The organism is Citrobacter portucalensis, assembly GCF_023374935.1.
Taxonomy (GTDB): Bacteria; Pseudomonadota; Gammaproteobacteria; order Enterobacterales; family Enterobacteriaceae; genus Citrobacter; species Citrobacter portucalensis.
The window spans coordinates 668,011-685,854 of record NZ_CP092466.1 but is presented as its reverse complement, the minus strand read 5'-3'; the positions used below and the strand labels follow the sequence as shown (position 1 = coordinate 685,854).

Annotated in this window: 22 protein-coding genes; 2 read left to right on the top strand and 20 right to left on the bottom strand. The window is 50.0% G+C overall.

Annotated features, from left to right (window positions below; all coding sequences use genetic code 11):
• Positions 1 to 40: 40 nt before the first annotated feature.
• From LY264_RS03340 to LY264_RS03315, 6 genes are read right to left on the bottom strand one after another with little or no spacing between them, the layout of a single operon-like run.
• Positions 41 to 484: an HNH endonuclease signature motif containing protein gene (locus LY264_RS03340; protein ID WP_071692246.1), complete on the bottom strand. Its 444-nt coding sequence runs from the start codon at positions 482 to 484 to the stop codon at positions 41 to 43.
• Positions 485 to 775, bottom strand: coding sequence for a head-tail connector protein (locus LY264_RS03335; protein WP_001650759.1), 291 nt, complete (start codon positions 773 to 775; stop codon positions 485 to 487).
• Complete coding sequence (locus tag LY264_RS03330) at positions 768 to 1,106, bottom strand: phage head closure protein (protein ID WP_071692245.1); 339 nt, start codon at positions 1,104 to 1,106, stop codon at positions 768 to 770. Before LY264_RS03330 ends, LY264_RS03335 begins: the two co-directional genes overlap by 8 nt.
• Positions 1,103 to 2,332 carry a phage portal protein gene (locus LY264_RS03325; RefSeq protein WP_071692244.1) on the bottom strand — a complete coding sequence of 410 codons (1,230 nt, stop codon included), beginning with the start codon at positions 2,330 to 2,332 and terminating at the stop codon, positions 1,103 to 1,105. The genes LY264_RS03330 and LY264_RS03325 overlap by 4 nt, the downstream gene beginning before the upstream one ends.
• A 1-nt stretch (position 2,333) precedes the next feature.
• Positions 2,334 to 2,894 (bottom strand): HK97 family phage prohead protease, encoded by a 561-nt coding sequence (locus LY264_RS03320; RefSeq protein ID WP_071692243.1) that lies wholly within the window; start codon positions 2,892 to 2,894, stop codon positions 2,334 to 2,336.
• 44 nt (positions 2,895 to 2,938) lie between these two features.
• Positions 2,939 to 4,093, bottom strand: a complete 1,155-nt coding sequence (locus tag LY264_RS03315) for a phage major capsid protein (RefSeq protein WP_071692242.1) — start codon at positions 4,091 to 4,093, stop codon at positions 2,939 to 2,941.
• A gap of 422 nt (positions 4,094 to 4,515) precedes the next feature.
• Between LY264_RS03315 and LY264_RS03310 the strand changes: the two genes are divergently transcribed.
• Positions 4,516 to 4,668: a hypothetical protein gene (locus tag LY264_RS03310; RefSeq protein ID WP_165612483.1), complete on the top strand. Its 153-nt coding sequence runs from the start codon at positions 4,516 to 4,518 to the stop codon at positions 4,666 to 4,668.
• 152 nt (positions 4,669 to 4,820) lie between these two features.
• Here the strand turns inward: LY264_RS03310 and LY264_RS03305 are convergent, their stop codons facing one another.
• The 14 genes from LY264_RS03305 to LY264_RS03235 form a co-directional block, all read right to left on the bottom strand.
• A complete protein-coding gene (locus LY264_RS03305) occupies positions 4,821 to 5,081 on the bottom strand; it encodes a hypothetical protein (protein WP_071692241.1) in 261 nt (86 codons plus the stop codon).
• Between the two features lie 566 nt (positions 5,082 to 5,647).
• Positions 5,648 to 6,139: a hypothetical protein gene (locus LY264_RS03300; protein WP_071692240.1), complete on the bottom strand. Its 492-nt coding sequence runs from the start codon at positions 6,137 to 6,139 to the stop codon at positions 5,648 to 5,650.
• A 438-nt stretch (positions 6,140 to 6,577) separates the two neighbouring features.
• On the bottom strand, positions 6,578 to 7,996 hold the full coding sequence (locus LY264_RS03295) for a helicase RepA family protein (protein ID WP_071692239.1): 1,419 nt from the start codon (positions 7,994 to 7,996) through the stop codon (positions 6,578 to 6,580).
• Positions 7,993 to 8,292: a DUF4222 domain-containing protein gene (locus tag LY264_RS03290; RefSeq protein WP_071692238.1), complete on the bottom strand. Its 300-nt coding sequence runs from the start codon at positions 8,290 to 8,292 to the stop codon at positions 7,993 to 7,995. Before LY264_RS03290 ends, LY264_RS03295 begins: the two co-directional genes overlap by 4 nt.
• Positions 8,293 to 8,296: 4 nt before the next feature.
• Positions 8,297 to 8,497: a hypothetical protein gene (locus tag LY264_RS03285; RefSeq protein ID WP_071692237.1), complete on the bottom strand. Its 201-nt coding sequence runs from the start codon at positions 8,495 to 8,497 to the stop codon at positions 8,297 to 8,299.
• Positions 8,490 to 9,155, bottom strand: coding sequence for a host cell division inhibitor Icd-like protein (locus LY264_RS25960; protein ID WP_375293803.1), 666 nt, complete (start codon positions 9,153 to 9,155; stop codon positions 8,490 to 8,492). The genes LY264_RS03285 and LY264_RS25960 overlap by 8 nt, the downstream gene beginning before the upstream one ends.
• Positions 9,156 to 9,165: 10 nt before the next feature.
• Positions 9,166 to 9,372, bottom strand: a complete 207-nt coding sequence (locus tag LY264_RS03270; protein ID WP_064542224.1) for a helix-turn-helix domain-containing protein — start codon at positions 9,370 to 9,372, stop codon at positions 9,166 to 9,168.
• Positions 9,373 to 9,520: 148 nt separating this feature from the next.
• Positions 9,521 to 10,135: a hypothetical protein gene (locus LY264_RS03265; RefSeq protein WP_071692236.1), complete on the bottom strand. Its 615-nt coding sequence runs from the start codon at positions 10,133 to 10,135 to the stop codon at positions 9,521 to 9,523.
• The gene (locus tag LY264_RS03260) at positions 10,132 to 11,556 is read right to left on the bottom strand and encodes an integrase family protein (protein WP_071692235.1); all 1,425 of its coding nucleotides are present in this window, start codon (positions 11,554 to 11,556) and stop codon (positions 10,132 to 10,134) included. The genes LY264_RS03265 and LY264_RS03260 overlap by 4 nt, the downstream gene beginning before the upstream one ends.
• Positions 11,557 to 12,049: 493 nt before the next feature.
• Complete coding sequence (locus LY264_RS03255) at positions 12,050 to 12,373, bottom strand: DUF1889 family protein (protein ID WP_001573898.1); 324 nt, start codon at positions 12,371 to 12,373, stop codon at positions 12,050 to 12,052.
• 109 nt (positions 12,374 to 12,482) lie between these two features.
• Positions 12,483 to 14,297 (bottom strand): diol dehydratase reactivase subunit alpha, encoded by a 1,815-nt coding sequence (locus LY264_RS03250; protein WP_048225631.1) that lies wholly within the window; start codon positions 14,295 to 14,297, stop codon positions 12,483 to 12,485.
• Between the two features lie 10 nt (positions 14,298 to 14,307).
• Positions 14,308 to 14,736, bottom strand: a complete 429-nt coding sequence (locus LY264_RS03245; protein WP_048225633.1) for a diol dehydratase small subunit — start codon at positions 14,734 to 14,736, stop codon at positions 14,308 to 14,310.
• A 2-nt stretch (positions 14,737 to 14,738) separates the two neighbouring features.
• Complete coding sequence (locus LY264_RS03240) at positions 14,739 to 15,323, bottom strand: propanediol/glycerol family dehydratase medium subunit (protein WP_008785852.1); 585 nt, start codon at positions 15,321 to 15,323, stop codon at positions 14,739 to 14,741.
• Positions 15,324 to 15,334: 11 nt separating this feature from the next.
• Positions 15,335 to 17,002, bottom strand: coding sequence for a propanediol/glycerol family dehydratase large subunit (locus LY264_RS03235; RefSeq protein ID WP_048215504.1), 1,668 nt, complete (start codon positions 17,000 to 17,002; stop codon positions 15,335 to 15,337).
• Positions 17,003 to 17,393: 391 nt separating this feature from the next.
• Between LY264_RS03235 and LY264_RS03230 the strand changes: the two genes are divergently transcribed.
• Positions 17,394 to 17,822, top strand: coding sequence for a GlcG/HbpS family heme-binding protein (locus tag LY264_RS03230; RefSeq protein WP_020996341.1), 429 nt, complete (start codon positions 17,394 to 17,396; stop codon positions 17,820 to 17,822).
• Positions 17,823 to 17,844 lie beyond the last annotated feature (22 nt).

Below are 17,844 nucleotides of genomic sequence, written 5' to 3'. Positions count from 1 at the left end.
ACCTCCCCCACCCCGTTCACGCTGACTCATGTATTCCTGTTCACTCATGAGCAACCTCATAGACCCAGTCGTTGCGGCGCTGCGCTGCTTCTTCCTGTTCCCGGAACATTCCGGCTTTACGCTGCTGCTTAGTTAGCGGGTCCGTTGTGGCTGTCTTGCGACCATGACAGGCAGCACATAACGGCTGGTGGTTACTGGCTGGCCAGAACAACACATCACCTTCGCCCTCAATAGGTATGATGTGATCAACGATAGTTGCCTGCTTATAGACGCCAGCACTATGGCAGTGGGCGCATAGCGGATTAGTCTTCAGAAAGAGGAGCCGGTATTCTCCCCATCGGTTGGAGTAACCGCGTTCTGTGCGTGTGCCTCGTCGGCTATCACTCTGCCGTTGTGCATTCCGTTTGTGTTCATCACATTTGCCGGACTTTACCCGTTTATTACATCCGGGCTCTGTACAGCGTCGCAAGGGTTGCCATGGCATTTAATACACTCCTGGTTCCCGGTAGTAGTTCCACAATGACGAAGTGCTAAAGGGAAGCTCGGACGTTTTTTCCGCCGCTATTTCCCGGTGCTCATACCAGTGACCGACCAGTAGCAGACATCCGACCTTCAGCGCAGGATTAAACTCGAGACCGTCATCAAAACGCCTGCCGATATGTTTCTGGCAAATCTCCAGCGCGGCGACGATATACCCGTTTATCAGGGCGTTCTCATCATCCCCATCGATGCGGCAATGCAGTTTTACTTCTTCCAGAGTTATTAATTCAGCCATTGGACACGCCTCCTTTACAAAGGAGTTCAAGACTTGTGCGGTTGTTATCCGGGAGGGCCGCCTCTATACCGTAAATATCACCACTGACTGCGGGTGACAGATATTTCACCCTGTGTCCCTGCTTAACATCACTGCGATAGCGTATCCATATTCTGACTGTGGCCTCAGAGGACAACGAACCGGTAGCCAGAAGCTCCCGGCCAGAGATACCTTTTACCTCAGCCCAGATCGTGGCGTAGTCCACCCAGCGTTTTATCGGTTCTCCCAATGGCCCCTGACTTTGTTCATAGCGCTGCAGCGTTATACGATGTTTTAATCCTCCGGCTCTCATTCGCTACCCTCCTTACTGTTATTGTTATTTACTTCGATCTGCTGCTTCCATGCCTGGCTGAATTCGTCCCCACCTTCACGCGGTGGCATCCCCTCACGTTCGCGGGCTTCATTCGGATTCATAATCCCGTTTTTAATACCGCGTTCGTAAGTGGCGTAGCGTTCGGTTGGTGTAGCGCGGAGAAGGTCAGCAGAATCGAACTCAACCTGGTAACGGGTACCGGATGCAGGACGGGCCACCAGCAAAGCGGATTTGATTTGTTGTTCGAAATTCGCCAGCCAGGGACGCATGGTCATTGTGAGAAATGCGCGGCTCGCTTCGCTGAAGTTGCTGTAGGTACTGTTGCTGTATTCCTGAAGAAAGATCGGAGAAACATTAAACATACGGGCAATGTCTTCAATGGAAAAACGCCGGGAAGCCAGCCATTCAGCATCCTGATTACTCATGCCCAATTTTTCGTAATCCATTCCTCCTTCAAGAATGGGCGTTTTCCCGGCATTTCGTGCACCCTTGTACCGCTCCAGTGCATCCAGGGCTTTTTTACCGTTCACGCCGTCAAGCCAGTCTTTTGCTTTGACAATGCCCGCCGCCATCATGCCCTCTTTCATGATGTTAGCGCCGTGGCGCTGCTGGGCCAGTCCAAGGCCCAGCGCTTCCCGGCAGATGGTTATCGGTGAGCGCCCCAGAAAACCATCGTCCGTGGCATAACGCAGATGCAGAATCTCTTCCTGAAGATAAGTACGGGTGATTCCGCTAAAGGGTTCAGTAATAGTGTATTTGTAACGGTGTCCGGACAGACGCTCCGGTACTACGGTCCCCGGTGCATATGGATGCAATGATTCAGGCTGTCCGTCACGGCCCCAGCGGATCACTGCATAAGCGTTACCGTTCAGCAGACAGTGCCGCATCATCGTGCGTTTAAACTGGTACGGTGTCTGACAGTCGTTCGGCTGCTCATTCAGCAGATAATCAACCGGGTGATTACTCAGCCACTCCCGCGCCTCACGCCCTTTATCATTCGTAACCCGGTAGAGATAACAGGGCATGGTTGCCACTGCTTCACTGATGACCGATACGGCGTTCATGACAGCCGGCAGAGATTCCGCCGTCCCCGCAGATACATATTCGCCGGATCCGGTATTAGGTATGCCCGCCATCGCCAGCCATTCATCGATGGCCATGCTGCGTTGTTCTGCCTTACGGCTGAAAGGCCAGAGAGTCCACATATCAGATCTCCACCAGTTCGGCCCAGCGTCGGCGGTTATCGCCAGCGCGGCGTAACTCCGGATACTGGGAATAAAGCGAGCGGTGTGCAATTTCCACACCGGACTCCGGGTAAGCAGGCAGAGAAGTGATCGTAATTTCACGCAGTTCAGCAGCGGTGACGGTACGCAGATAAGGCGACTGGCTAATATCCCAGTTCTCTTTCAATGCCCGGAATCCAAACGACATGCCTTCTATATCGCCCCGTTCCACCAGCTCCAGCACATCATTACCTAACTGTGTATTGGGTGGTGTCAGTTCAAATCGCAGACCCGTATCATCTTCCGACAGTATCAGCGTGCCGGATCTGGTACGCCCCAGCAGTTGGGTATAGTCATGTTCAAATAAACAGCGCACATCATTACCGGATGCGAGATAGCCAGCGAATGCCCCCGGCGTAAACTGTTCGCGGAATTCGTCCCAGATGATTTCTGACAGGCTGTTCCAGCGCACCGCATAGCCCACCAGCCTGCGCTCTTTGGCGATGAGTTCTGAGGTGCGGATTTCAAAATTAACGGTATCCATAACGGACTCCATAAAGACCAGAAAGGGGCCGAAGCCCCTGTGAATTATTTGGTGGAGGAAGCAGAGATTTCGAGCAGCTTGATGGCGCCGGAATCAACCACACCACCGCCCAGGTATTTATCCGTATGAATTTTGATAAAGCCCGGTTCGGTGATGTTGTCCGGACGGGTGCGGGTGCCTGTCTCATGGTCAACGATGAAATAGCCACGTTTGAAGTCGCCAATACCGATCAGGTTGTCCGGCATGGTTTCGAGATATTCAACGGGGAGCCCCAGCAGCGTATCCGGATCACCTGCCTGTAAACGGTCACGCCAGATGTAATCCCCGTTACCGTTTTTCAGTTTCTGAACGGAGGCCGCCGTAGTGGAGTTCATCACCCATACAGCATTTTTTCGGTATTTCGCCCGGAGTTTAAATTTCAGATCAATCAGCAAATCGGCATTTAGTGCAGCACCTGTGACGGACTGAAGCGTACCGAACGGGCGGGTTTTGTCTCCGTCCTGGCTGCGGGGATAAGAGAGAAAGCCTTTCGCTTTTTTCACGCCATCGCCGGATGCCAGATCCGTTTCTTCGGTATCAACGAAAACATCGCCAATTTCAGAGGACAGCCAGCCCATGATATCCACACCAGAAAAATCGATGATTTCCTGTGTAGTCTTCGGATAGGTGTAAACCGGGAAGAGTCGGATACTGACTTCTTCAAGTTTCGGCGTTGTTGTCTCACCACGGGCTTTTCCTTCCTCGCCGTGGTTAACCCCCGCTCCGCCCACAGAGACAAGCTGTTTAAATTCGTTGCTGCCGATTTTTTTCACTGTACAGATTTTGCGCATAACGGACTCATCGTTAAGCTGCTGCATGATCTGTTTGTTGAGTTCAGGAATAACGGTATAGCCGCCATCTTCCGGAATGCCGGTAGACAGGCTGCGGGCTTCCCCGGTCAGAATGTAGGTGCGTAGTTCGTCGTTGCTTACGCCGTTTTCGTTCACCGGGTGGCCTGGCTGGTTACGTTCTTCGCTGGCTATGGCTTCGTAGCGGCTGATTTCAGTATCGAGTGTCCCGGCGCGGGTGCGGAGTTCGTCAAACTGCGTGCCCTCCTCGTCGGTGAGACTGCGTTTTTCGCTGTCGGCTTTTTCAAGCAGGTTACGCATCTGCGTTTTGAGTTCAGCTTTCTGCTGGCGTAATTCGAGTAATTTCTTCATGGAGTGGTTTCCGTAACAATGAATGTTAAGACGTGAAACCAGCGCTTTAAGGGATGTCCACCCGGAGAGAAAACCGCGGATCTGCCGGAAGAACCGGGTGGACAGTGGCGGCTCACGTCTGAGTGCCACTCTTCAAGATATACATGAAAAATATAAAGAAAACCCCAGTAAGAGATTGGGGTAGCAGTGGGTAAAAAGAAGTAATAAAAATTTACAAAAAACATCAATTAGGAGTAGTCTGAATACCGCAGGGCCGTACTTAAAAAAGTTTAAAGGAGTTTTTATGCCAACTAGCCGTACTGGAACAGATGGTAAGAAAATAACAATTCCTGATGGTTGGACATCTCGTCAGGGAACAGATGGAAGGGTAGTACCTTTACGCCCAGGTTCAACTTCTCGGCAGGGTACTGATGGCCGAGTAATTGAGATTCGCTCCGGATGGACATCCAGACAAGGCACCGATGGACGAGTTACAGCTATTCCACCAGGTGGAACAAGTCGCCAAGGAACCGATGGTAGAGTTGTGGCTATTCCGCCAGGTGCAACAAGCCGCCAGGGTACTGATGGTAGAGTAGTCGCTATTCCTGCTGGATATACGTCAAGACAAGGTACTGATGGCCGAGTCATAGCAATACCACCAGGAAGATCCGCAATCACTCAGCCAAGTGGTAGATTAAAGCTGGCACCAAAGTGATTAACATGGCCTAGAGTTTACCTAGGCCTTTGTTTACTTCTCGCTCATACACATCGGGGGGTCTGGTAACAGAGCCCTGTATCCTTCCAAATGCTCAAGTAAGGCATCGAGTTGTTCTGTATTTGTGACGATACGTTCCCCAGAAAGAGTATGCATAATGAAACCGTGCGGATCGTCCCAAAAAAAAGCTTCTTGCTCTAATGCCTCCCGGTAATCAGCAGTAGACATGGTGTCCAAACTGGTTAGATTAAACTTTTCCATATGTTCCATACGTTCTTCATTGGTGATTGGCATATCTCGACTCCAGACCTATAAAATTAAATAAATACCCCTTAAACATCTAGCCTTTCTGATTTTGTAAATTAACCAATAAATTCAATGCATTAAAAAAACAAAGAAAACTTTAAAGTATACGATACTGTCTATTACATCAATTGCTGATAACTGTTTGATTATTTAGATAAGTAGAACCGCTAGACAATTTATCGGATAGAAGGATGTTTTGAATACAAAAAACCCGACCGAAGTCGGGTTGATTTCAAAGCAACTAACGCTTAGCAGTTGCACACGGGGATAGCAAATACCTTCGCCCGTTTAGGATAACTCAAGGTCCCGTCAGGGTTGCGTTTGTAGGGTCTGAAGATGACCTCACAAGCGTTACCACATTTTGGACAGATTCCGTTAGCCATAAACATTACCTGTTTTTATGTACAAGCTGTAATCCCATCCAGCCTTGTAACTACGCAGGTTAACCGCTATTCTTAAGTTCTGATACTTAAAGAGACGCAGTTAATCTGCACTCTGGAAGAAAATCCATTTTCTTCCCCCTAAAGCCCTGCTCCCCAGCAGGGCTTTTTTGTTTAGTCGCTTGCTGGCTGTGAAACCGCAAAGGACTCAATAATGGTACTGATCCTTCTCGCCTCGTCTTTGGTCAAATCACGAGGAAGATTACCGATGATTACGGTAAGTTCGTCACGAAGAGGAATCGGCAGTTCAAAGGTTTTTACTAAAGTATTCTGCAAACTGACCGGCGATGATTGGCTGTTTTTCACAGGCGATCTACGCTGCTTCACGGTCACATCTTCGCCTTTCTCATACGCAATAAATTTTGCGACAGCTCCGTTAAAGCGGCTGATGTAGGATTTTTGCGTATCCTCAGCAATACCATTGGCCATAACGTAAGTGTTAATGATACCGGTCGTATCCCACTCATCTGCAGGCACATGGTCAGAAATAAAAGCTTTGACTAAGTAGCAAACGCTACGAACGTTACCAGCAGTGCTTGGTGACGCACCAGTGATGTCAGCATACTGGTCGATAAAACTGTAAAAGTTAGCCTTGGATAAGTCCATAATTCTAACCTCCTTAAGCTTATAGAGCTCAACATGCAAGAATAATGGCACAACATTTCTCATTGCGCAAGATCACAACACACAAGATCTTTAAAAGATCTGTAGGATTAGCATAGTATTGTGAATTGGAGTGGTGAGGAGTGAATAGCGATGCTGTAGTACGAACAAGTTGAATCAAAGTGTACACAGTACCTTTGCTCGCTTAAGTTCTAAAATCCATATCACCCTTGCCGCTCTTTGCGCATTTCACGCCGCATTTTCTTTTGCCGCATATGAGTGCGGCAAGCGAGATTGGTTGAAATGGTATAAACCCAGTATTCATGCGGAGTTGAGAGCATACCAACTTACCGCCGCACTTTTTCCAGGTATATATGAAATAAGTGCGGCAACAGCGCAGATTTAAAACAACTAGCGCACCAACCGCATTTGCTGCCGCAATTATTCACCTGAGAGTATTGTAATCACGCCTTGATAATCGACCTCTATTAGCCCATCGCGGATCAGTTTCTCCAGCCATTTGTGAAAGGATTTTCTAGCTTTCTCTCCCATCATGGCCTCCATATCATCACGCAAAACAGCTTTGTTGCATGTTTCTCCTTTTGCTTTTCTGCTACGAATACTCTGCCAGAGTGCTGCATGATTGCCCGTCAGATTCTTAATCTCCGCCAGTTCAGGGTCCAACTCTCTTGCTTCACGTGGTATATCACGAACAACCAGCGACGAGACTATTTCACCATCGCGGTCGGTGAACAGTTCTACCGTACGCAAATCGAAAGCAGCTTGTTTGGGTTCTTCTGTATCTTTCATCTTGGTGCAGGTAAGAATTATTGCCCCACCTTCCCCCTCACGCCGAATGTTAAACTCTGCATCAAGTGCAGCCCTGAATGCGCTGGAGCCCCGGGCTCCCTTTGTATCATCCTTCCCAGAATGGTGGACCACTAGTAATGTGGCTCCGGTTTCACGCTTTATAACGTCGCAGCCTTCAATAAACGCCCCCATATCCCGGGCATCATTCTCATCATTACCGCCAAAACAACGGGCCAGCGTATCTACGACGATCAGGCGTACCGGCTGTCCCGTTCGGGATTTCACATCCTTTGCAGCTTTTATCATCTCTTCTGTTTCCTCACGACGCACCGGGAAGACGGGACGATTGACCAGAAAAAGATTATTCAGCTTCACATGATGCAATTTCTCCCATGCTTTAATACGGCGTGGAACACCGATCCCCCCTTCTCCAACAACGTACATCACAGCACCTGGTGAGACAGATTTTCCAGCCCATTTAAATCCTCCCGCAACATGGCAGGCCCAGGATACAGCTAGAAAACTTTTGTAAGATCCACTGGGACCGTAAATACTGCTCAGGCTGTTTGCAGGGAGATAACTTTTTAGCGTGTAATCTTGTTCTTGGTCATATCCATCAGATCCAACGCTCAGCGGCAAACTATGACGCATAGAATCCTCTAGTACAGAATCCTCAATCCGTTCGCGCAAACGTGAAAGATACTCTTTCCAGTTCTCCGGCTGGTGGTCGGGAATCCCCTTGTATAGCTTGGCATCTTGCACTCCTGCCCGCGCCAGCTTCTCGCCAATGGCGTTTATCAGTCTCGGTTCAATGTTCCCTGCCAGATATACACGAGCACTATGCCGCCCCTTATCAATAATTTGCAGGTTGTCCAGCTCAGCCAGTTGCTTTGGCCCCAGATAGATAGGAGGCGTGGTATCTTCTGCAATTTGCTTACCCAGGCCCTCTTCCCATCCCTTTGCATGAGCGTAAGCATCAGCCCCGGCAAAAATGATTGCCTCTGTAAATTTTTCCTTTGGCAAAAATTTTAAGTTCGGAGCACGTTTCATTTGCCCGCTCTCTTAGCAGCAATTAAAGCCCGCAAATACTGAATTTTTTCTGCTGTGTTATTCGACTTGCACCATTCGCTGAACGTCTGCCGTTTTACCGGACTGAACTCCCTTTCAAATCGTTCGACCGGGAAAACACACTCTCCGGAATAACCCTCCCTGATATATGTAATACGATTATTAGTGATCATTTTCACCGTTACCCGTTCGCCCCGATTATCCTTGAAAATATCGCCCGGAAGGATTTCAGGCCGAGTCTGACCACCAGCAGTTAAGCTGTTAACTTTCTTCTTCATGGCTTTAGTCCTTTTTGACTGGCGTTACGCGATAACCGGCGCGTTCAAGGATGTGATCAAAGAGTGATGGCGTACCTATAATTTCATCCGGACGTAATACCGTATCTCCTTTAACTAAGCCGTTTTCAACATAAAGCAAAATACGACCGGAAAAATTAGGGGAGACATGCAGTGAGATGTTCAGCATCGGAATTTGACTATCCATGAAACCCTCCCATCACATTCAATTCATAAGCACCGCTGGCGTACTGGTACAGAGAGCATTCAGAGCGAATCTTTGCGGCAAAAGTCAGATCCCAGCGGGAATACCATTCTCTGGCTTCTTTCTCCGTGTCGGCGGCGATGCGGATCACTACGGGTGTGCAAGTCTGGCCCTTCGGTATACCGAGGAATAGCCATGTAAATTTGGGGTGAGTTTGGGTATGCTGTGTTCCAGCCATAGTCGTTACTCCAATTAACGGTTTGTGGTCAGACGCCCTGTATGTGTTCCTAGCACTACGGGGCGTTGTTTTTATAGACTCACACATGTTAGTGTATATGCCTATTTGAGTTAACCATAAACCTATAGGCATATACATGTCAATATCTCGAGATAAACAGCCTAAGGGTGGCGGCAAGTCACCAATGCTACCAATCCGCATTCCTGCTGAATTACGCAAGCAATTTGATGAGCTAGCACAAGCTGAGAACACCAGTACCAGTAACTGGCTGAAGGAGTTAGGTAGAGCGGAATTGCGCCGACAGGGCATCGAACCAAAAGGCTGATTTTGACCATCAGCAGTAAGCCTGGTAATCTGTCCATGATTTATTTTCGTTTGATTACACTGGCGGCCCGGCATGGCCGCCTTTGTTTTATTTGCCATATCCAGCCCCTTAAACCGTCTGCGTTCTGCGGGTGGAATCCAGATAAGCATCCAGATCAGACTTGAAGTAAATGACCTTCCGACCGACCTTATGAAAGGGAATTTTTACCTTGCCAGTATGCGCCCAGTTTGCCAGCGTCTGTGGGTTCACACCAAGATGAGCTGCGGCCTCATTACGAGTGAGTCTTTTAGAATAATTCGATTCAACCAAATGCATAAGTAGCTCCGTGTATTATTGGTTAACAACTAGGCCACTCTAATGTTTTGATTTTTCGCCAATAAGGTGAGAAGCAAATATTCAGGATGGAAAGCTACTTATGGGGAGGGGTATCAGCTATTCCCCCTCCCTATTTTGTAATCTAGCGCTATGCGTAATCCGGTGGAAAAACCAAATCAGAATTAATGTATTTCTTAGGTTTAGGCGGTAATAACTTTTCTTTTTTTATCCAGCTATCTACCGTTCCTTCATCAACTCGTCCCTCATAACGGTTCATCAACTTTGCGATCATTTTCTTTTTAGATAAAGCGGGATTACTCTCCCAGGTAACTTTCATAATCGCCACAATTTCATCATGCAAATGATGCCGGTGCCCTGAAGCTGCATCACTTCTATTTTTTTTAACAGCACCGTCAATAATGTGATTAATATAAATATCCGATAACGCTACGCATCGCCCAAACCTATCAGCCAAAGCGCCTAACTCTTTGGCAAGGTCTGTATATCCAAGTACTGCCAACACATTCACAGCTTTAACCAACACATTTTCATCATCCGATAATGGTCTGGTTTGCTCTTCCATCTGCACTTCGGCAAGGCTACTCGCTATCCACTTTTTTTCTCTGATAGTTTTTCCAGCTAATTCTTTTTCAATAATTTTTACATGCTCATTTGCGTTTTCCGAAGAATAACTTTTTGCCAATTTTTGAAATGCAAGCATACTGGCCACATGCTCGGCATCCACTCGTTTTAAATAACTCATTTCTTAACCTGCATATGATTTTGGCTTAGTATTTCAAAAAGCATCTTACGCTTCTCATCATCAGTCAAATTGCCTAATGCAGACAATAATTGTGCATCAATGGCTTTCTTGCTTTTCACAAGCCCAGCATGTTCCAGGATGGCCCGTTCAATACGGGTAGCTGGCTCGAGTAGTTCATCAGCACCAAAATGAAGATAGCCCTGAGTAACATCTGCACTACGCATCGTTCGGTGGTTCATCAGTCGTTTGAGGATATAACTACCAACGCCCACCAGCTCGGCAACTGTACCGAATGTACGGCGGGCATCGTGCCATTTGAATGGGATTGGCTGGAGCAAATCAGGATTGGGGTCTGGGACGGTGGCGGCACTGATTCGATCAATTACATGGCGATATTCTTTAATGACTCCTTTAACTCCAGGAAACACTAAAGCCTCATTTCCGTTTTTCATTTTCAGTCGGCGCCGGAACAGATTCAGCAGAGTTTCAGTGATTGGAAGCTCGAGCGGATCGCCGTTCTTGGTGATATCTATCCAGAAATAACGACCGCCAATATTCACCCGATTCCAGGTTAGTTCGAATATTTCAGATTTACGCAGCCCGGTGAACATCGACATTTCTACAGCGTCACATATTGCGGCAGCTACATCATCTCGTCCTTCTTCGGCCTTATCACGAACTACAGCGACGGCATTTAACCAACGAGCAAAGTCATGGGTGCGGATGCGCTCTGTCTTTCTGATCGTGCCATGCCACTGACGCTTTGTACTCAGCACCAGTGTTGGCGGGTCAGGTAACAGCGTTCTCCCTTCTTCATCACGATAATGATCATGTGCGAAACGATATACGGCGCGTAGAGCTCTGGCCCACAGGTCAGCCTGAGCTTTGCTACCGCTTCCTACCCCAGCCCTGAGCGTTTCTTTATCAGCGCCAAACCAGACTGAACCATCAGTTACTGCTTTGTGACGATGCTCAACACGATCACGCGAAATAGTAGCGAGGGACTGTTTCATCCAGTCGCCGGAGTAATTTTGCAAGATAGCGCGATATTGCTTTTCGGTTGTGGGTTTAAGGCGGTGGCCACGGTTCTTAATATAGGCATCCAGCGCATCGGCAAGCGTGACAGATGCCTTCTCATTGACACGCTTTTCCACATTAGGATTTTTCCCGGTGGTCGCTACGTCACCCAACATTTCGAGTGCCTTTGCCCTGGCATTATCAATAGTAAGATCCGGAAAACGGCCCAGCGTGGCCCGGATGAATTTTCCATTTCTCTTACGTGAGATACAGAAGCTTTTCACACCACTGGTGCCAATGCGGATGCGCAGGCCATTAACGATGGTATCGCCGTACTCAACCTGGCCACGTTCGGCAGGTGGGAGGTTTTCGAGCTTAGTTTTCGTAAATTTGAATGTTTCCACAAACACTCCACACCAAGCGATCGGGGTATCCTGAAAATCGCTTGTTTTGCTCTAGGATACCTATAGGATACCGCAAAGGAGTATTTTAGAGTATTTATGGTTATTTATACAGTATTTTCATATCAATTAAGTTGCTGAAAATTATAGATAAGTATTTTAATGTAAGAAGTTGCATTCTAACTCATAATCGCTTGGTCGCTGGTTCAAGTCCAGCAGGGGCCACCAAATTTCAAGGACTTGCGAGAAATCGCAGGTCCTTTTTTTATGGGTATTCCGTAGAAATTGGTATGTATCAAAAAAGAGTTTGTCCTGGAAAAATCAATACTTGCTTGCATTAATATGTTGAATGAGTACACGGAAGAAAATGGCTGGCGGGGACTAAAGCTATTTACGCGATACACCTGTTCAGAAAACAGCATGTCACTGGCAACCCCATCTGGACGCCGCCATCCTGGGATGGAAACGTCCGTTAGAGTTTAATTCGATAGTCAGCTCACACTAGCTCTTTGAGCTGCTCCTGCATATAGGTTGAAAAATACTCTGGGTTCTTGATAAGGATACGGTTACCGGAGGCGACTTTTTCTGCCCATCCGGCCACTTTTTTCGTGAACTCGGGATTCCATCCCTCTTGCTCACCCCGTGCCATCACAACTTCCGGACTCGCTGGCACACCTAAGTCATGCAAATACTTTAAGATTCCCTTAGCGGTACTTTCATCCATTGAATGTGGTACTGACGCCGAAGTGTTCATACCACCAATAAAATCCAATGCTTTCTCAATTGCTGTTGGCATGCTCTTATCCTTAAAATTAACCACGTGAGAGACACATTTATACTATGTACCCAACTCCGCCGGGATATCAAAGAGAACATCGCCTTTATTTGACTTACCCCGCAGCTAAACGCTTGCGCGGCTGTTTTCTGCGCTATTTTTTTGCTTGTCCGGCTAAAACCAGTCCGGTAGCCACCGCATTACGCGGCCCTTCGGTACCTCGAATATTGCCCTGCCCGGCGACAACGCCGTAATGCGCCAGCGCATCGGTGATCATCTGCGGGATTTCGAAATCCAGCGAAGAACCGCCTACCAGCACCACAAAAGTCATATCGCGAATAGAGCCACCGGGTGACACCTGGCGTAACGCGCGCAGGCAGTTGGTCACAAAAACCTTCTCTTTAGCCTGTCGGCGCACCAGACGGATTTTTTCCAGCGAGGTCTGGTTATCTACCGGGATCAGCTCACCCTCTTTCAAGTACACCACTTTGGCGAATACTGACGGACTGAGCGGTTCGCGGAAAAACTCCACCGCGCCGTTCTCATGGCGAATGCTGAACAGGCTCTCCACTTTTGCCAGCGGGTATTTTTTTATTTCCTCCGCCAGAAATGCATCGCTTAAGCCCAGCTCAGTTTGAATCAACAGGCTGACCATATTCCCCGCGCCGGCCAGATGTACCGCTTTCACTACGCCGTCGCTATTGATGACGGCGGCATCGGTAGATCCTGCGCCTAAGTCGAGGATCGCCAGCGGTGCGGCGCATCCGGGCGTAGTTAACGCCCCCGCCACGGCCATGTTGGCCTCCACGCCGCCCACCTCAACCAGAGTGTTTAACCGGACGCTCAGCTCACTGGCGATGGCCTGCATCTGTAAACGATCGGCTTTCACCATCGCCGCAATGCCCACGGCGTTCTCCATTGAACACTCTCCGGCGATGCCGCCCTGCACCTTGCGCGGAATAAATGTATCGACCGCCAATAGATCCTGAATATGCACCGTGTTCATGTCATGACCGGTCAGCGAGGCCATCACCTTACGCACCCGCTCCAGCATGCCGCCTGCGTGCGTACCAGCTTCCCCACGAATATCGCACACGGGCGCACAGGCGCTCATCGCCTGCATAATGGCCTGAGCGCCCTGCGCTACGTCGGCTTCACCGCCACGCTTTTCACCACGGATAAAGATCTTACCCGCCGGGATCACTCTTGATCGCACATCGCCCTGCGGGGTTTTCAGCACCACGGCGGAACGGTTGCCAATCAGCGCTCTGGCGATGGGGACGATAGTTTGCGTTTCCTCAGGGGTCAGGGCAAAGAAGGTCGCGATGCCGTAAGGATTCGACAGCACCCGCACTACCTGTCCCGGGGCCGCCACTTCCACCGCCGCCAGCACGCCTTCCGGCACCTTCTCCAGCAGAGTGACTTCATCAACCACCGGTATTGGCCGATGCAGGCGATTATTCACCAGCACGCCATCATCTTTTTTCAGGATGGCCGCCACCACGTTGACGCCGCGATCCAGCGCTTCATTGATAAACCAAACCGCCTCAAGGAAATCCATCTCCTCACCCACCAACGGTATCCAGCCCTGGGCAAATCGATCCTCGCTCAACGCCGCCAACTTCTCCACGGCGATGGTGGTTCCCATGCCCACGCCAACGCCGCCGGGCGTTTGCGGGTTATGGCCAATCATTGTTGATTCGGTAATGATGGTTTCAGTGATGGTTTCCATCGCCACATCGCCAATCACCGGCGCGGCCTCGTTGATGCAGATTTTTGCCACATCCTGCAGCGACCACGGCGTTTTATCCAGCGCCTGCTGCAGGGACGCGACTACCCCGGCGATATTTTCCCGCGTGCCTTTCATCCCGGTCGTGGCGACAATCCCGCTGGCGATAAACCGGCCATCCTGCGCCAACGCCACTTCGGTGGTGGCGTTGCCGATATCGATCCCTGCAATTAACGGCATGCTGCCTCCGTCACTGACTGCCTTTACGCAGTTTATTTCTCTGCTGGTATACCTCTGCCGATTCGCGGACAAACCCGGCGTTCACCCTGGCGTGCCAGGTGTGCTCCAGTTCATCGGCAATGGCCTGCAACTCGGCGAACGAAGAACGAAACGGCCGTAGCGCGTTGTAGATCTCCAGAATGCGGGCATCCGGGATCGCAATCAGTTCTGCCGCACGACGAAAATTGCGCGCCACGGCATGACGCTGCATCTGCTCGGCAATCTGCGCCTGGTACTCCAGCGTTTGCTGAGAAATGCGCACATCCTGCGGTCCTACGTGGCCCGTCAGCACATTCTCAAGGGTAATGTCGGTTAGCGGCTTGCCGCCAGGCGTCTGGATTTTCTCCGGGCAGCGGGTGGCTAATGGGTAATCCTGCGCGGTCATGGTGTTGTCGTTCATGGTCATTCCCTTACCAGTGCAATATGCAACGTGACAGGCGCAGCATCCTGCACCACGTGTTTGGTTTCTTTGATATGAAACAGCGCGGCCTTGGCCATAAATTTAGGGCGCACCATCTGGTCATTGACCACTGGCACCGGCGAAGGCGACTCTTTGCGTGCATATCGCGCGGCGTTTTTACCAATCTGACGATAGGTTTCCAGCGTCAGCAGCGGAGCCTGAGAAAACAGTTCCAGGTTACTTAGCGGCAGCAGATCGCGCTGATGAATCACCGTGGTTCCTTTCGACTGGATACCAATCCCAATGCCTGAGCCGCTGAGATTTGCCGCATCCCATGCCATAAAAGAAACATCCGAGGTACGCAGGATCCTCACTACTCGCGCATGCAGTCCCTCTTCTTCGATGCCAGCAACCAGCTCTTTCAAAATCGCGTTGTGCGGCATATCAATCAAGGTTTTATGCTGATACTTATCAAATGCCGGGCCGACGCCAATCACCACCTCATCCACGCGTTCATCCGCGTTAGCCGCCTCGCCTTCGCTCACCTGTAAGGTGAAAACCGGCTTACGTTCAGTTGTGCATTCCACTGTGTACCGCCTTATTCGATCGAGCCGGGCTGAACCACGCCCGCAATATTTTTAATTTCCGCCCAGCGTTCGGCACTGATGCGATAGCCGGTACCAGGTCCCTGATAATCATTGATGTCGTTGACGGCGCTGACGACGTCGAACTGGCGATCCAGAATGGCCGACGTTTGCAGGTAATCACCGGTAACACGCTGTCTCAGCATGTTGAGGATATTGCTGGCGATATCTTCGAAGCCGCTGCAACTCAACGCGCCGACGATATCCAGCCCGGTGATATTGCGCTTCATCATCTCTTCCACGGCAGCCAGATCTTCCACCACATTGCGCGCGGGCATATCTTTGCTGCCGTGAGCATATGTAGCAGCTTCGACTTCTTCATCGCTAATCAGCGGCAGGCCAAGTTCGCGGAACACCGCCTGAATGGCGCGTGCAGCCTTATTGCGAATGGCGATGGTTTCCTCTTCAGTCACCGGACGCAGACCGCCGTCAACCATCAGATCGCGTTGCAGAATGTTGTAATCATCGAAATCTTCAGCGTCGAAGTTCGACCCGGCAAACATGTTGTCGTAGTTGGGTACCGCGCTGTAACCGGAGAAAATAAAGTCGGTACCCGGTAGCATCTGCATCAGGGTACGGGCAGTACGGCGAATATCGGAGTGGGAAAAGGTCTGGTCATTGGCGGAGGCCACTTCAAGGTCGAGCATTGAGGCAATCAGGTTTTCCGCCAGCACCGCGCGGATCCCTGACGGCACAGCGCCGGTCATGCCGATACAGCTGACCGCACCGTTTTGCAGCCCCTGTACGCCCGCGCCTTTAGTGATAAAAATGCAGCGCGACTCCAGATAAAGCATCGATTTACTTTCGGAATAGCCCATCAGCGCCTCCGAGCCGGTGCCGGAGGTGTAGCGCATCTTCAGGCCACGCGACGCATAGGCCGAGGCGAGAAACGCTTTGGACCACGGCGTATCATCGCCGTCGGTAAACACCGACTCTGTACCGTATACCGATACCGTTTCGGCGTAGCTGGTTAACCCGCGCATCCCCAGCTCCAGCTCCGTGGCCTCTTCAACGGAACATTGCGTCAGCACACCGGGGCGACCGCACTGGGAACCCACCAGCAGCGCCAGGGCGTTAAACGGCGCGTAGCGGGCGATCCCGACCGTCGTTTCCTGCTCGGAAAAGCCGCGGATCCCCGCTTCAGCAGCGTCGGCGGCTATCTGTACCGGGTTATCTTTCAGGTTAGTCACGTGGCACTGGTTGGAGGGAGTGCGTCTGGCGCGCATTTTTTGTAGCGCCATCATCATCTCCACCACGTTCATTTGCGCCATCACTTCCACCGCTTTCGCCGGGGTGATAGCGGTGGTAATGGCAATAATCTCTTCCCGACTGACGTGGATATCCACCAGCATTCTGGCGATCTCCAGCGCGTCGAGCTGCATGGCGCGCTCCGCCTCGGCCACGTTAATCGCATAGTCGGCAATGAAACGGTCGATCATGTCGAACTCGGCGCGGCTCTTACCGTCCAGCTCAACAATACGACCATTTTCCACCTTCACCGACGACGTCGGATCGTAAGGGCTTTCCATGGCGATCAGCCCCTCTTCAGGCCATTCGCCAATCAGCCCATCCTGATTTACAGGCCGCTTCGCAAGCACTTCGAATCGTTTTGATCTTCTCATGATTTATTGACTCAAAAGGTAAAAAATAGGGACGCCGGGCCGCATTACCGGGGACACCACACCCGGCATTCGCCTTTCATCAGCAATGGCCGAACTCTAAATGAGCCAAGCAATAAAAAAATAAAATTAATTTCGTTCCAATTTGGCACCTAATAAAAACGCATCGTTTCATATTGAAACGCAACTCAGGAATATCCATCGTGAATTGTGACGAGGTTAAATGATCATTATCAATAAACGCAAAATCAGGGAAATTAATTTAATTTTTATGCCCCCCCACCCTATTGACTTAATAACGTGCGGCGAGAAAATAAGGTAAAGCCAATGATAAAAATAGCTGTTGCGCGATATGTTTCGTGACCTCAGCCCTACAACATTTTCAGGAGAGACTGTGAATAAGAGCCAACAAATTGCCACCATTACTCTGGCGGCTGCAAAAAAAATGGCGCAGGCCGTTGAGGCTAAAGCGCTTGAGATCAATGTTCCGGTGGTCTTTTCCGTGGTGGATCACGGCGGGAATACGCTGCTAATGCAACGCATGGACGATGCGTTTGTCACCAGCTGTGATATCTCTCTTAATAAAGCGTATACCGCCTGCTGCCTGCGTCAGGGTACCCATGAAATTACCGACGCGGTACAACCTGGCGCTTCGCTATATGGTTTGCAGCTTACTAACCAACAGCGCATTGTTATTTTCGGCGGCGGCTTACCTGTCATATTAAACGGTAAATTAATTGGTGCCGTTGGCGTTAGCGGCGGCACTGTCGAACAAGACATATTATTAGCAGAAACCGCACTGAATTGTTTCTCTGAATTATAATTTAAATCTAAGAAGGTATATT